Source organism: Chitinophagales bacterium, from assembly GCA_041392475.1.
Classification (GTDB): Bacteria; Bacteroidota; Bacteroidia; order Chitinophagales; family UBA2359; genus JAUHXA01.
This window is the reverse complement of sequence record JAWKLZ010000001.1, coordinates 19,163-35,122: the sequence shown is the minus strand read 5'-3', so window position 1 is coordinate 35,122 and position 15,960 is coordinate 19,163. Positions and strand designations below refer to the sequence as shown.

Sequence of the window (15,960 nt, the reverse complement as noted above, 5' to 3'; positions counted from 1 at the left end):
AATTAGTTCCCTTTACACCCTTCAAATTCGAAAAAATGGCATAATGCTTGTAACTTTAACAGTTGCAGACCTTTTCTATACAATATAAAACCAAAATTAATAAACTCATGACTTAATCATTCGTTATTACTTTGAAAAGACAAACCTTAACACAATGAACACATACACACACATTTTAGCATTACTATGTTTTATGTTTTTTTTTACTCCACTCAATGCCAATGATAATTACAATATTTCTACACTTTATTTAACACTTCCTCACTATCAAGCAGTAGAGGCCAGCCTAAGTGGTCAAAAAATGAAGCAACACGGCGATGTATTTGTTGCTGAGGGCATTGCACCAGGAAAATACCTTCTGAAAGTGAGTCATAGACAAGCTTTCCATCCTTCAATGGCGACCAATGCTGATTCTTATGAGATAATCTTTTATTATGGCTATATCCAAATTGCTCCCAAAAAGGTCATTGTAGCAAAGTTAGATAGTAGTAAGCACCTCCAAATTCTGGAAGAACGCAATACTAAGACAGTTTCTATTGAATCCCAACCCTATTCACAACAGGGGTTCTGTCTTCTTCAGGATAGCTGATACGGATGTGGTAAAGGCTTTTGAGTTGTTTTTTGAAGACTTTTTTGATTTGATTAATGTCTTTGAAACTCAAGTCACAGTTAACGAATTGATTTTGTTGAATTTTTCCGTCGATTATTTTTTCTACCAGTCGGTGAATATCTTCTTCCGTTGGGTTTTTTAAGCCTCTTGAAGCTGCTTCAATCGAATCCGCCATCATCACAATGGCCGTCTCACGAGAGTAGGGCAAAGGTCCTGGATAACGAAATTGCTTTTCATCCACTTCTTTTTTGGGATTTTCTTTGATCCACATTTGGTAAAAATATTCGGTGCGAGTAGTGCCGTGATGCGTACGGATGAAGTCAATGATGATATTGGGCAAATTGTTTTTCTTTGCCAATACGATACCATGTACTACGTGATCTATGATGATTTCGGCACTTTCCAAATAAGTGAGACTATCATGTGGATTGATGGCAGACTTTTGATTTTCAATAAAATAAATAGGTCGACGAATTTTTCCGATATCGTGGTAAAGCGCACCCACCTTTACGAGTAGTGCATTGGCGTTGATTTCCATTGCAGCTGCTTCTGCTAGGTTTGACACTTGTAACGAATGCCAGAATGTTCCTGGGGCTTTTTTTGAAAGGTCTTTGAGTAAGGGTTTGTTCAAATCACCCAATTCCACCAAAGTAATATCCGACAAGAAGCCAAATATTTTTTCAAAAATGGGAATCAAAGGAAAGGCCAGTAAAGTCAAAAAAGCATTGATGACCAGCCATCCAAAAATATTCCATGGGATACTGTCAAAAGAGCCTTCCTGTATTAGTGAAATTCCCAGAAAACCAAGCGAATAGGTAGCAAAAATCAGTGCAGTAGAAATGAAAAAATGTGACCAATAGTAGGTCTGTACATTGTATAAAATAGCTACTAAGCCTGCCACAAAATGCAAAAACATGTACTCAAAGCCTAGAGGCACCAAGAATCCACTCAACAACACAATGACAATATGCACATACAATGCCATCCGATTGCCAAAAAAGGTCTTGATGATAATCGGAATGATACAATAGGGTAGGAAATACAGATTGAGCACAGCCAATGAACCTGATTGCAGGTCAATGGATATTTTCACAAAATAAAGAAATAACATAATAGATACCAAAATGAATGTCAATTCATAAAGACTACTATATGCACTTTTCTCAAAACTTTGCATAAACATCACAAAAATGAAAATGACAATTGCAGTAATGATAAAATATCCCAAATCCATCGCATGTCTTCCAATAAAAGATTGCTTTTTTTCATCAATACTTTGTGCATTGTAAGCTGCCTGTAAGGTCTGTAATTTTTGATAGGTCTTGTATGGTGCATCTGCGGTCACCTTTGCGCCTTTCGCCACAATGACTTCGCCTTGCTCAACATAACCTTCTGTATCAGATATTTCACTATATCTATCTTTAATAATATTATCCGTTGTTTGCTCATCAAAAACGATATTCGGCTGCAAACTGTTGCACATCAATTGGGGTAGGAACTCCAAGTTTGGATCTTTCAGTTCTTTGATTTCATTTTGAATGTATCTACAAGCATCTGGCTGTGAATAAAAATCGCTTGTAGTCGTAATATTGGCATAATTACCTGCCAATACATTGAGGATACCCGTACTGTCAATTGGTTCTTTGTAGCTTTCTTCGAGCTTCAATATTCCTTTTCGATATACGTCTTCAAAAATCTTTTTAGCAATTTTCACATATTTAGTAGAATCATTATTAACTTTTTTTAACAAGGAGTCCTCTTTTGACAACAACATATATCTATTTAATGCCTTGACAAATTGCTGTGTAGAAACCTCTGCAATATTTTCTTCAAAGTTATAATAAGGATGCAAATTGCTCAGAACCCGTTTTTTCTCTGCTTCAATACTATCTTCTAATTTATTGATAGTGAAGGAAAAAGGCGAATATAAATTGTCATATTTCCAAGGTTTATTGATGGCAAAGTCATAACTGAAATAATTGCGGGGAAACAACATAGATATTCCAATGATTGCCATCAAGACAATCACATATTTCCCGATGATTAAATGCTTGTTTATGATGAAAGAAGCGACATTTTTCACTATACTGTATTTTTAGATTTACGTGAAACTTAAACAAAAATTGTTTTAAAAAGTCTTTAGTGACATACTATATTGTTTCTAAAAAACGTACTTAGCTAAATAAATTGTTTTCAAAAATAAATTTAAGTATGAAAAAAGTAGTGATTTTCTCATTATTGTGTTTACCTATTTTTGTCTTCGCCCAAGTCGGAGAAAAAATTAGTCCCGAGAATTTAAAAACATTAAAACAACAAGAACATGAATTGATTGAGATTTTCTCCAAAATGGTGAATGCACCTTATGATTCTGTCAAGGCACAACAAGTAGCCGACGCACATGATCCGATTGCCCTACGTTCACTGGTTAATTACAATGACTCTGTTCGATTAACGTATTGCTATAAATTTATCCCTACTTTGGTCAATGCGCTCAAAACGCCCAACTCCTATGAATATCCCTTTGATTCTCTAAAAAGTGTGTCTATCCTCAAACCCGCAGACAATTCCTTCCGAATTTTTACTTGGACTATTCCCTTGCTTGCCAGCAGTACTTACCGATACTTTGGAGCGATTCAAATGAATTCGGGGGAACTCAAGTTGATTCCTTTAGAGGATAAGTCTGCCAATGCGGGGCAAGCAGAAGACAAAGTTTTAGATGCAGCCAACTGGTTTGGTGCATTGTATTACAACATCAAGCAGGTGACACACAACAACAAAAAGTATTATATGCTCTTTGGTTGGGATGGCAACAATGAACGCAGTGATATAAAGGTACTCGAAGTATTGCAATTTGAAGAAGGAAAAGCAGTTTTTGGTGCACCTATTATTGAAGTAGTGAGAGAAGATGAACCTCTTGTCGTAAAACACCGTTTTCTTATGGAATTTCAAGACAAGGCGATAGTGAACTTAAACTTTGATGTTTCACAGGGAAAAATCATTTTCGATCACTTAGAGCCGAAAGATGAAAAATCCAAAGGATATTATTTTGATTATATTCCTGATGGCACTTATGAGGGGTTGGAGTTTGTGGACGGAATGTGGAAATATGTACCAAAAGTATACCATGCAGTGCTGCAAACAGCTCCTGTGCCTAAACCTTTGTTCGATTCGAACACTAAAAAAAGTAACAAAAAGAAAAAATCGAAAAAGAAAAAAGCCAAGAAAAAGAAGAGAAATTAGTGTCTGATATAAAGTTAGAAAGGGCAAGTTTCAAAAGAAATTTGCCCTTTTTCAATGATTGACAATGTAAAAAAAGCAAAAACTTTTTTTCACCTTGCTTTTAATTTATTCCTAACTTTGCCTGTATGACAACGGAAAATAAAACCACCTTACTCATCGAATCCCAATATGTGGGCAATATCCACTATTATGCTCGACTATTGCACCACGGCAAAGTGCTAATAGAACAATGCGAACATTTTCAAAAAGCAACGTATCGAAATCGTTGCCATATCGCCATGCCCGATGGTCAACTTCGCTTGAGTATCCCGTTGAAAAGAGGCAGAAGTCAACGGCAAACCATGAAAGATATGAAAATTAGCTATGATGAGGAATGGCAAAAACACCACTGGAATAGCTTAAAATCAGCCTATCGTTCTTCTCCTTATTTTGAGTATTACGAGGATGATTTACTGCCAATTTATACCCAAAAAATGGTGTATTTGATGGATTTTAACCAACACCTCAACAACTTCATTCTAACAGCTCTACACGCTCAAAACCTCATTGAGATTACTTTTACAGAGGAGTTTCATAAAATCTATGACAGTTCAAAAGTCATTGATTTTAGGTCATTTATACAACCAAATCCTTCAAAAGAAAAACAAGATCCCCTTTTTGAGACTCCTGTTTACCATCAAGTATTTGAAACGAAAACAGGTTTCTTGCCCAACCTCAGTGTTTTGGATTTGCTCTTTTCAGAAGGTCCAAATAGCTTAGAGATTTTGAAGAATAGCATCAAAATTCAGTGAAAATAAATCTTCAAACGCAGCTGTATTGTTTTGATTTTCAAACATTAATTTTCATACCATGAAAGTTTCCTTATTCATCCCTTGCTTTGTCGACCAGTTTTTTCCAGATACTGCACGCAACATGGTGAAAATATTGCAACAAGTAGGCTGTGAGATTGATTACAATCCCAATCAAACCTGCTGTGCTCAGCCCGCCTTCAATGCAGGATTTTGGCAAGAAGCCACGAAGGTAGCCTCCAAATTTGTAAAAGACTTTGAAAATGCCCCTATCATTGTTTGTCCTTCAGGTTCTTGTGTTGGCTTTATCCGAAATCACTACGTCAAACTCTTTGAAAATCAGCCTACACTTCAAAAAGAATCTGCCAATCTAAGCCCAAAAATATATGAGTTAACAGAATTTTTGGTAAATGTTCTACAAGTAGAAGATTTAGGTGCAACCTTCAATGGTACAGCTACTTACCACGATTCTTGTGGAGCACTGCGAGAATGTGGCATCAAGGATGCTCCCCGCAAACTGTTGGCCAATGTGAAAGGATTACAATTACAGGAATCCCATGAATGTGAAACTTGCTGTGGTTTTGGCGGTACATTTGCAGTCAAATTTGAAGCCATTTCTACTGCAATGGCAGAAAAAAAAACAGAAAACATCTTGGCTTCTACCCAAAATGTGGACTACCTCATTTCCACCGATTTATCCTGTTTAATGCACCTCGATGGCTATCTCAAAAAACACAATATTCCATTAAAGACCTTACACATTGCAGATATATTAGCAAGCGATTAAGGTTCCATTACTCCATTCTCCAAAAGCCAGTCTTTGGCTTTTTGCAGATAAAACACATCTTCAAAAAAGTACCAATTCTTCAATACTTCGGGATAAGGATGCAAGGCCTGCCTAAACGCAACTTCTAAACGGTCACTCTCCAAGGACTGAATCAATGCCGCTTGCAATGTGGCATCATTGACCATTTTCACAAAATCTTGTTTTGCTTGCAATAGGTCCTTCATTCCAATTGGCTCAATTTGAAGATATTGTTCGGGATGTGCTTCGATTTCATCCCAATAATCATCTACCAATTCATCCGATTCAGAAAAACTGATAACGATTCGTTTTTCCAAATCCAAAAAGTGCTTTACGTTGTTACTCCTCAAAGCAAGAGCTACTTCAATACTAAACAATAACTGCCCTTGAGCAGTCAAGATTTCAAGTTCTTGTTCCATTTGATTTTATTCATTTATTAAATTCGCCCCAAAAATAAACATCGTTTTGGTTTTTCACTACAATGTAATAATTGTATTTTCGCTTCTAAAAATAAGGTCAATAAACATGAATAATAATATTGCCATTAAACATCTGGTAAAAAAACTATTTTATACAGTATGCATTGTTTTTATAAGTCTTGCAACTCCTCTCCTACATGCACAAGTACAAATAGAAATCTACAACAAAGCCATTGAAGACATTAACTGTTCCACCATTAAATTATTGCTCATTGGCTATGATCGCCCTCTTGCAGCTCGAAATATCAAAGATTGTAATTATGACTCGATTGAAAAAGAGGTAAACAAAGTAAAAGAAAATCAAGTGCGTGGCTACAAAACCATGTTTTTGAAACTTTCAGCAGAAATAAATGCCTACAAAGGAAAAGTAGAGAACCCGAGTGAATATAGTCACTTCGCCAACGCATTAGAGGAGGTTAGTACTTATGCTGTTCAACAATTTAGAGCAACTTGCCAAAAACATCAACAAATCAGCAATCGTGTGTGTGTGCGTCTGGATCAAAAGGTATTACAACTTGAAGGCGAAATCAACGACATTGCCAACAATGCGCTTACCGAAATCAGTAAACATACTTTTGGCGTAAGCAAACCCATCAAAGTAACGACTCCCAAAACAACGAATACAGCCTCCGAAACGTCAACAGAAGCAGTAACAACAGCAAACAACGATGAAGTTACTCCTACAAAACCCAGTTCTGGAGGAGGTACTTCCCTGATTGTTGTGTTTATTTTGATTGTATTGGTAGGTGCGGTCGGTTGGTTGTTCAAAGAAAATTATTTGATAAAAGAAGAATTGGCCGATTTGAAGCTTTTGTTGAAGGCTTTAAATCAAAGAAATTGATAATCAAAACTTAAAACATTTTATAAAATATGTCTCCAAAAGAAGAAGCTCTTCAAAATTTGTTAGATGCGCTGCAATTTTCTCCCGACAATGTCCCTTTGCGAATGCACATTGCAGGTAATTTGTTTGACCTGAACCGTTTTGCAGAAGCAGAGGAACAGTACCGCAAAGTTTTGGAAATCAGACCTCAAAATAAAATAGCCAAGATTGGGCTGGCACAATCTTTTTATAAATTAGGCAAAAATTCAGCAGCTTTTGTGATTGTAGAAGAATTGCTTCAAGACAATACGCCCCATCCTACTGTTTTTCTTTTACACGCCCATTTACTCTATGAAAGTGGCGATCGGACAGCTGCCATTGAAGAATACGAAAAAGCCGTAATACTTGATAAAGACCTGAAAGACTTGCACTTTGAAAGCAAGTTGAAGGCAAAGACAACTTCTTATGGCAATGATGAAGGAAAAGTGTCGGTAGATTTACCAGATGAAGAAGAAATAGGTGAAATAGAAAAGCCAAAAATTACGTTTGAGGACGTAGGAGGTATGGAGAAAGTGAAAGAAGAAATTGAATTGAAAATCATTTCTCCTCTCAAGTTTCCTGACCTCTACAAAGCATATGGCAAAAAAATTGGAGGAGGCATACTGATGTATGGTCCTCCAGGATGTGGTAAAACGCATTTGGCAAGAGCTACGGCAGGCGAAGTAAATGCCAGTTTTTTGTCTGTTGGAATCAACGATATTTTGGATATGTGGATGGGTAACAGCGAAAAAAATCTGCATCAAATATTCGAACTCGCACGTAATCAAGCTCCTTGCGTGTTATTTTTTGATGAAGTAGATGCGCTGGGTGCAAGCCGAACGGATATGAAAAGAAGTGGTGGTCGTAGTACCATCAATCAGTTTTTGTCGGAAATGGATGGCATTGACGGTGACAATGAAGGAGTTTTGGTATTGGGTGCGACCAATACGCCGTGGAATTTGGATGTGGCGTTTCGTCGCCCAGGACGTTTTGACCGTTTCATTTTTGTAGCACCGCCCGATGAAGCTGCTCGAAAAAGCATCTTGGATATTTTGCTGAAAGACAAACCAACTGAATCAGTTGATACTGCAAAAATTGCAAAACACACCAATGATTTTTCGGGTGCAGACCTCAAGTCATTGATAGACATTGCCATTGAAGGAAAACTACGGGAGTCTATGCGAGCAGGAAAACCCATTCCCTTGTCGCAAAAAGATCTGTTAGCAGCCAGCAAGCAGTTGCGACCTTCTACAAAGGAATGGTTTCAGACAGCCAAAAACTATGCACTGTATGCCAATGACAGTGGTTTGTACGATGATATATTAAAATATTTGAAAATCAAATAGAAATAATGAAAAAATTCTCTTATTCTTTTTTGTCCATATCTCTACTATCAATCTTTTGTTTGATTTTTGTTAGTTCTTGCGAGGATAAAATCGAAACATTCGATTTGGCCAAAGGCTTGGAGTATTTTCCGACTGAGCAAGGTTTCTGGCTCGAATACAAAGTGGACTCGGTGCTTTACAGCCCACTGAGAACCAACGGAAAAGATACAGTAAGTATGCAAATGAGAGAGGTTTTCGGGCAGGTATTTTTTGACAATGAAGGCAGAGAGGCGATTACCATCGAACGCTATGTTCGCCCCAACCAAAGTATAGCATGGAAAGACGTTACACCTACTATTTGGTATGCAGTACGTACTGACGATCAAGTAGAACGTGTAGAAGGAGATTTGCGGTTTATGAAACTTATTTTTCCCGTTTTTGAAGGACGAATATGGGATGGCAATACTTTTATCAATACAGACGATCCACGATTGCGGGACTACCGTGATTGGAACTACGAATATATTGAAGTCGCAGGCAATGCTTCTTTGAATGGTTTGAGTTTTGCGGAAACGCTTACAGTAAGTCAAATTGACAGAGAAGATTTGGTAAACAAAACCTTTGCCATCGAAACTTATGCAAAGAATGTGGGTTTAATTAAAAAAGAAGAATGGATTCTGAAACGCAATGACACAAACTCCTCTGATGACTGGCCTCAAAGAGCAGAAACTGGCTATTTAACTGTTATTACGCTTACAGATTACAAGCAATAAATCAATTTTTTGCATGAAAAAAACGACCTGCAATTTTTCCCTTCAACAATACGACAACATACGCCCAACCAAAGGCTATCATTTTTATTGGCTTACTGCTTTACTGCTATTTTGTAGCATGGGTTCAGCTTATGCCCAAACCTCTTATAACAAATATTGGGTAGGTTTTGCAGATAAAGCCAACACCGCTTATTTGCTTTCTCATCCCGAAAATTTTTTATCTGAAAGAGCTATAGACCGCCGATTGCGCTACCGAATCCCTTTGACGAAGGCTGATTTACCTGTTTCTCCTAATCATCTTCAATCTGTTAGACAATCAGGTGCAACAGTTCTATATCCTTCAAAATGGTTCAACGGTGCAGTAGTTTCTATAGAAAATCCCAATGTACTGGAAGAATTAAAAAAACTGCCATTTGTGACAGAGGTGACTGCAATTGGTAAGGACAAAAAGAAAAGGAGGAATGTGACCATTACTTCAAAGTTTTCTGATGTCCAGTTGAAGGTGGAAGATGAGGACGAACCAGAAGAAAGTATTTATTATGGAGCTGCTTTTCACCAAATCGAAATGCTAAAAGGTGATTATCTTCATGCACATGGTTTTACAGGCGAAGGTATGCTCATTGCAGTGATAGATGCAGGTTTCTCGAATGTGGAAAAAATGGAAGTATTTCAACATTTGTATGAAAATCACAAAATTGTAGGTACTTACGACTTTGTGGACATAGATCAAAATCCCTACCACGATAGCACACACGGCACACACGTACTTTCTACGATTGCAGCAAAATTGCCCGGTCAATTCGTTGGTACGGCTCCTGATGCTAGCTTTTGGCTGTTCCGAACCGAAGACAACAAATCCGAATCCCGCATTGAAGAATACAATTGGGTGGCAGCGGCTGAAATGGCAGATAGTGCAGGTGTGGATGTCATCAATACCTCGCTGGGATATACTACTTTTGACGATTCGAGCATGGACTACAGTGCCGAAGATTTGAACGGCAATACTGCTGTGATTACAAGAGGGGCAGACATCGCTGCCAGTAAGGGAATGTTGGTAGTGGTAAGCGCAGGAAATAAGGGTAACAAACAATGGCAATACCTCACAACTCCTGCTGATGCCGATAGCGTATTGACCGTAGGGGCAGTGAACAAAGACGAGAAATATGCTTCTTTTAGCTCTATTGGTTTGGAGATTGACAGCAATAATAAGGTCAAACCCAACCTAATGGCTCAAGGACAATCAGCTGAAACAGTGACAGTGGATGGAACTATTCAGAATGCCAATGGTACTTCTTTTTCTTCACCGATTATGGCAGGTTTGGTGACTTGCCTTTTGCAGGCTCATCCTCGCCAAAACCCACAAGCCATCATTGCAGCCCTTGAAAAAAGTGCGAGTCAATATGAAATACCTTCTCAGGAAATGGGTTATGGTATTCCTGATTTTCAATCTGCTCATCTTCGCCTCTCTGAACTTGCCCCTTCAAATATGCCTGCACCAGCAACGGCTTTTGTGTATCCCAATCCTTTCGATGATACGGCAAGGGTGTATTATTATGCACCCCGCTCTGAGTCCATTACCCTTCAGCTGTTCGACCTCACAGGACGACTGTATGAAGAATACCACACAGATGTGCTTTCTGAACAACCCTACAAATTTGACTTTTCGGCCTGGCAATCTGCCCCAAAAGGGATTTATGTGGTGCGAATTGCGAATGCTTTTGAACGGATTGCATTGCAGGCGGTGAAAACTTCGGATTAAAATTCAATGACTGAGTTCGAAATAAAAACTCAGTTTCAACTTCAAAAAAAAAAATCGGAGGCTTCTGTAAACAGATACCTCCGATTCGTTTTTATGCCAAGAACAACCTACTTTGAATCCTTCCTACAACTCCGTAGTCGGACAAACATAATCCGTTATTTCAAATTCTGTCTTACCTTTGATTGCATTGAAACCGCCCATGATGTCAGTCAAATTATCAAAGCCTCTCGCCTTCAAAATGGAAATAAACGCCAATGACCGATATCCAGAAACACAATGCACATAGAAATCCTTGTTTTTGTCAATCATCGCCATGCTGTCATTGATGTAGTCAAGTGGCGTATTCAAAGCATTGACAATGTGTTCACTATTGTATTCACTTGATCTACGCACATCCAAAATATTGGGATTTTTCATTGAAGCCAAGGTCTCCACATCCACAGAATCAATCGTATCTACTTCGTTACCTGCATTCTCCCAAGATTCAAAACCACCTGCCAAATAACCAAGCGCATTGTCATACCCTACACGAGCCAAACGGGTGACTACTTCTTCTTCCCTGCCTTCATCCGCTACAAAAAGAATGCTTTGTTTGATATCTGGAATCAATGTACCGACCCACGATGCGAAACTTCCATCAAGACCAATGAAAATAGAATTGGGAATAAATCCTTTACGGAAATCATCCTTAGAACGGGTGTCTATGATTACCGCATCTGTCTCATTTGCAACAGTCTCAAATATATTCGGGCTGAGCGCCTTCACCCCTCTTTCCAATACTTCGTCAATGCTGTCATAACCCGTGATGTTCATCAAAACATTTTGTGGGAAATAGCCTGGAGGTGGAGTCAAACCTGTCAAAACTTGTTTCACAAATTCTTCCCGAGTCAATTCAGGTTGCAGTGCATAATTCGTTTTCTTTTGATTTCCAAGAGTATCTGTGGTTTCCTTACTCATTTTTTTGCCACAAGCACTTCCCGCACCATGCGCTGGATACACAATAAGGTCATCAGAAAGCGGCATGATTTGGTTTCGCAAAGAATCAAAAAGATGGTTTGCCAACTTCTCTTGTGTCAGTTCTGCGATTACTTTTTGTGCCAAATCAGGGCGGCCTACATCTCCAATAAACAAAGTATCACCCGTAAACAAGCCAACCTCTTTTCCTTCTTCATTACTTAATAAATAACAACTGCTCTCCATCGTATGCCCTGGCGTGTGCAATACCTTGAAGGTAACACCTCCTACCTCAAAAACTTGGCCGTCTTTTGCCACTACTTTCTCAAAGCCCGTTTCCATTGTCGTTGGCCCAAACACGATTTTTGCACCTGTTTTTGCAGCTAAGTCCTTGTGTCCAGACACAAAATCTGCATGAAAATGAGTTTCAAAGATGTATTTGATAGTAGCACCATCTTTAGTAGCTCGGTCTATATAAGGCTGTACTTCTCTCAAAGGATCAATGATTACGGCTTCGCCATTGGATTCGATATAATAAGCGGCTTCTGCCAAACAACCAGTATAAATTTGTTCGATTTTCATTTTTATAAATATTTGTAGATTATTAAATTAATACATGAACATATATTCATGTTTTGAAACAAAAAAAAGCGTCAAATTTTTGAAGCTGATTTAGGGGCATCTTGAAGTACACATATTGGAATCTGTTTTTAGTGTTTGATTTCTTTTTACGATTGTAAAGTTCACCCATATTTGCCTAACGAAAAATGATAATCATCAATCTAATTTTTGACTTTTATCATCAATTCTTTACACGCTCCCCAAAAATACATTCCAACAACATGACAATCAACCCTTCAAATACGGTCCTGTTTCAATCCAAAAACCAAAACTTCTTCAATGATTGCACCGATAAACACAAAAAAATGTATTTGGTAAAGTAATGCATTTTCTGCAATTTTGATGCGTATAATATGATATGCCAATCAAAACAAAAAATATGAAACCTGCTTACTTCAAAATCCTATTCTTCCTACTTTTCTTCCACTTCAATGGTCACGCCCAACTCCCCCAATGCGAAAAAGGAGTCACTTTTGCAGATTTAGACATCAACAATGTGCGGGCAAGGTATTGGGCAAGTGGTGATATGTGGTTTGACATACAGACTTTCAAAAACCACTACGAAGTACCGAAAGGAAGCGGCATTCATCCATTTTTCGTGTTTGACCTTTGGGTAGGTGCTATAGACGAAATGGGGCGAAAAAGAACCGCATTTCAATATTATGCAGGACGAGCCAAAAATGCCTATTTCCCTGGACCACTAAACGATATGGGCGACACCTTTCCCGAAATCTGTAACGAATATGATAGGGTCTGGAAAATCAATAAATCTACCCTAGACTCTTTCCGTTTGGGCTTACTTAGCGAAGTTCCCAAAGACATTTTGGAATGGCCCGCTCGAAACAATCCACACATAAGTTTTTCGCCCGAGCAAGACTTAGCCCCTTTTGTAGATGCGAATGGTGACGACAATTACAACCCAATGGATGGAGACATTCCCAAGATACTGGGTGATCAAGCCTTGTGGTGGGTATTCAACGACAAAGGTGGATTTGGTTCACCCACTGCCAATAAAACCGTACAAATAGATGGGCACTGTATGGCTTATGCGTACAACACCATTCCCGAGCTTCAAAACCATACTTTTTACCAATATACCCTCACCAACAAATCACAATTGAGGTTGGATTCGGTGATGGTTGGCATGTCCTTCGATGCTTGTTTGGGACAATTCGATGATGACTATGTGGGCTGCGATACCCTCCGAAACTTGGGTATCTTTTACAATGGTGATGAAATAGATGGTGATTATGGCGAAAATCCACCTATTTTAGGAGTAAAATTGTTACAAGGACTTCCCAAAGAAGACGATACGTACTCCAATATGTACACCTTTTGGAATAGAGAGCCCGCTTTTCATGTTTGGGGTTTCCCCGAGTCCAACAATGATGCTTTTAATGGTTTGAGAGGTTTGTCAAAAAACGGATGGAAAATGACCTATGGAGGAGAAGGCTTCAATGGTGGGCTACCTCCGCACACCCGCTACATGTACCCTTCCGAGCCAACAGACGCAAACGGTTGGTCAGAGTGCTCAGAAGAAAATTCTCCATCTGACAGACGACTTTTTATGAGTACAGGCCCTGTCACCCTTCAAAACCTCGAACAAACCACTTTCCACTTTGCAGTCTTGTGGGTGAGAGAAGGCATCGAATATCCCTGCCCCAGTTTCGCCCCCATCCGACAAGCAGCCGATTATGTGCAAGCTTTATTCGATGAAGGTCTGATTACCAACATTGAAGAAAAACCAACGACAAATCTCCAATCCTCCACAATTCACTTATTCCCCAACCCTGCCGCTTCAAATGCTGTTTTGTATTTGAATCAAAATTCCAATCAAGCCCTTCAAAAAGGCATATTGCAGCTATTTGACAGCTTGGGAAAATTAGTGAAAAGTGTGGCATTGAAGGAAACACAGCGAAATGAAATAGAGCTTTTTTCACTTCAATCAGGCATTTACTTTTATCGGCTGCAATGGGAAAAAGGTGGTGTTGAAAACGGTAAATTAATGATTCAGTAAAATACAAAACTATGCAAAACAACTACTTCAAAACCTTATTCGTCCTACTTTTCATCCACTTCAATGTTCATGCCCAACTACCCCAATGCGAAAAAGGAGTCACTTTTGCAGATTTAGACATCAACAATGTGCGGGCAAGGTATTGGGCAAGTGGCAATATGTGGTTTGACCCATTGACCACTCATCCGCATTACGAAGTCCCAAAAGGAAGCGGCAAACACAGCATGTTTTCTTTCGACTTTTGGTTGGGAGCAGTCGATGAAATGGGGCGGAAAAGAATTGTCTTCCAAAACTTTGCAGGGCAATGGAGCTTAGGAGAGCGATATTTCCCAGGACCTTTAGACGACATCGGAGATACCTATCCCGAAATATGTAAATACTACGATAGAATTTGGAAAATCAATAAATCTGCTTTGGATTCCTTTAGATTGGGCTTGTTTACCCAGATTCCCAAAGATATTTTAGAGTGGCCTGCCAAAAACAACCCTCATATTTCTTTTTCACCCAACCGAGAATTAGCTCCTTTCATAGACTTAAACGGCGACGACAACTACAATCCAATGGACGGTGATTATCCCGAAATCTTAGGAGATCAGGCTCTTTGGTGGGTTTTCAACGACAAAGGTGGGTATGGTTCTCCTTATTTAGATAAAACCATTCAGTTGGAAATCCATGCTATGGCTTATGCCTACAATAGTGTTCCTGCGCTACAAAACCATACTTTCTATAAATACACCTTCTCCAACAAGTCCAATTTGCGAATGGATTCTATGATGATTGGAATGTCTATTGTTCCAGATTTAGGACAGTACGATGATGACTACATGGGCTGCGATACTTTGCGAAACATGGCAATTGTTTACAATGGGGATGATTTTGATGGCGAATACAAAGAGGACATACCCATGACAGGTATAAAACTGCTTCAAGGGCCACAAAAAAATGACGGAACTCATGCCGATTTATATACTTGCTGGCACCGAGGAGGAGACCCAAATATTTGGGGCTTTCCTGAATATGAAGAACAAGGTTACAACGGTTTATGGGGTTTACTAAAATATGGAAGCCCTATGACATACAATGGCGAAACCTTCTTACACATGTTTCCCTCCGACCCAAAGGATGAAAATGGTTGGTCTATGTGTTCTCTAGATTACCCTGCTCAAAACATAAGAATGTTGATGGGCATTGGTCCTTTCACCATCCAACCCAACCAACAAAAAGAACTCCACTTCGCAGTTTTATGGGTACGTGAAGGTGTAGAATACCCCTGCCCCAGTTTTGCACCCATCCGACAAGCAGCCGATTATGTGCAAGCTTTATTCGATGAAGGTCTGATTACCAACATTGAAGAAAAACCCACTACAAATCTCCAATCCTCCACAATTCAATTATTCCCCAATCCCGCCACAACAAATACGCTTTTGACTTTGGAGCAAAATCCAAAACAAGTCCTTCAAAGCGGCACATTGCAGCTATTTGACAGCTTGGGAAAATTAGTGAAAAGTGTGGCATTGAAGGAAACACAGCGAAATGAAATAGAACTTTTTTCACTTCAATCGGGCATTTACTTTTATCGGCTGCAATGGGAAAGAGGCAATATTGAAAACGGTAAATTGATAGTTCAATAGTGTGTGTGTTGTGTCCTCTCGAAAATACTCTATGAGTTTGGATGTCACTAATTTCTATTCTATATCATCGCCAATATTATTTTGTTAATTATTTGCTTT

The 15,960-nt window shown here is 38.9% G+C and carries 13 protein-coding genes; 10 read left to right on the top strand and 3 right to left on the bottom strand.

The window, feature by feature from the left end; translation table 11 throughout:
* Positions 1–154: 154 nt before the first annotated feature.
* A complete protein-coding gene (locus tag R3E32_00145) occupies positions 155–589 on the top strand; it encodes a hypothetical protein (GenBank protein ID MEZ4883110.1) in 435 nt (144 codons plus the stop codon).
* Here R3E32_00145 and R3E32_00140 read toward each other — a convergent pair.
* Positions 534–2,693, bottom strand: a complete 2,160-nt coding sequence (locus tag R3E32_00140) for an HDIG domain-containing protein (GenBank protein MEZ4883109.1) — start codon at positions 2,691–2,693, stop codon at positions 534–536. The two genes, R3E32_00145 and R3E32_00140, sit on opposite strands and share 56 nt — an antisense overlap.
* A 128-nt stretch (positions 2,694–2,821) precedes the next feature.
* On the opposite strand from R3E32_00140, the gene R3E32_00135 reads away from it, so the two are divergent.
* From R3E32_00135 to R3E32_00125, 3 genes are all read left to right on the top strand, one after another.
* Positions 2,822–3,850 carry a hypothetical protein gene (locus tag R3E32_00135; protein ID MEZ4883108.1) on the top strand — a complete coding sequence of 343 codons (1,029 nt, stop codon included), beginning with the start codon at positions 2,822–2,824 and terminating at the stop codon, positions 3,848–3,850.
* 125 nt (positions 3,851–3,975) lie between these two features.
* A complete protein-coding gene (locus tag R3E32_00130; protein ID MEZ4883107.1) occupies positions 3,976–4,641 on the top strand; it encodes a WbqC family protein in 666 nt (221 codons plus the stop codon).
* 58 nt (positions 4,642–4,699) lie between these two features.
* Positions 4,700–5,425 (top strand): (Fe-S)-binding protein, encoded by a 726-nt coding sequence (locus tag R3E32_00125; protein ID MEZ4883106.1) that lies wholly within the window; start codon positions 4,700–4,702, stop codon positions 5,423–5,425.
* On the opposite strand, the gene R3E32_00120 is transcribed toward R3E32_00125, so the two are convergent.
* Entirely contained in the window at positions 5,422–5,862 is a 441-nt protein-coding gene (locus R3E32_00120; protein ID MEZ4883105.1) for a UPF0158 family protein, read from the bottom strand. The genes R3E32_00125 and R3E32_00120 overlap by 4 nt on opposite strands.
* A gap of 106 nt (positions 5,863–5,968) precedes the next feature.
* On the opposite strand from R3E32_00120, the gene R3E32_00115 reads away from it, so the two are divergent.
* Genes R3E32_00115 through R3E32_00100 form a run of 4 tightly spaced genes read left to right on the top strand, consistent with a single transcriptional unit; the run spans position 5,969 to position 10,638 of the window.
* A complete protein-coding gene (locus tag R3E32_00115) occupies positions 5,969–6,763 on the top strand; it encodes a hypothetical protein (GenBank protein ID MEZ4883104.1) in 795 nt (264 codons plus the stop codon).
* 29 nt (positions 6,764–6,792) lie between these two features.
* Positions 6,793–8,127 (top strand): AAA family ATPase, encoded by a 1,335-nt coding sequence (locus tag R3E32_00110; protein ID MEZ4883103.1) that lies wholly within the window; start codon positions 6,793–6,795, stop codon positions 8,125–8,127.
* Between the two features lie 5 nt (positions 8,128–8,132).
* Positions 8,133–8,879: a hypothetical protein gene (locus tag R3E32_00105; GenBank protein MEZ4883102.1), complete on the top strand. Its 747-nt coding sequence runs from the start codon at positions 8,133–8,135 to the stop codon at positions 8,877–8,879.
* A gap of 13 nt (positions 8,880–8,892) precedes the next feature.
* On the top strand, positions 8,893–10,638 hold the full coding sequence (locus tag R3E32_00100; GenBank protein ID MEZ4883101.1) for a S8 family serine peptidase: 1,746 nt from the start codon (positions 8,893–8,895) through the stop codon (positions 10,636–10,638).
* Positions 10,639–10,761: 123 nt separating this feature from the next.
* On the opposite strand, the gene R3E32_00095 is transcribed toward R3E32_00100, so the two are convergent.
* On the bottom strand, positions 10,762–12,174 hold the full coding sequence (locus R3E32_00095; GenBank protein MEZ4883100.1) for an MBL fold metallo-hydrolase: 1,413 nt from the start codon (positions 12,172–12,174) through the stop codon (positions 10,762–10,764).
* Between the two features lie 418 nt (positions 12,175–12,592).
* Between R3E32_00095 and R3E32_00090 the strand changes: the two genes are divergently transcribed.
* On the top strand, positions 12,593–14,230 hold the full coding sequence (locus R3E32_00090) for a T9SS type A sorting domain-containing protein (GenBank protein ID MEZ4883099.1): 1,638 nt from the start codon (positions 12,593–12,595) through the stop codon (positions 14,228–14,230).
* An 11-nt stretch (positions 14,231–14,241) separates the two neighbouring features.
* Complete coding sequence (locus R3E32_00085; GenBank protein ID MEZ4883098.1) at positions 14,242–15,861, top strand: T9SS type A sorting domain-containing protein; 1,620 nt, start codon at positions 14,242–14,244, stop codon at positions 15,859–15,861.
* Positions 15,862–15,960: the final 99 nt, after the last annotated feature.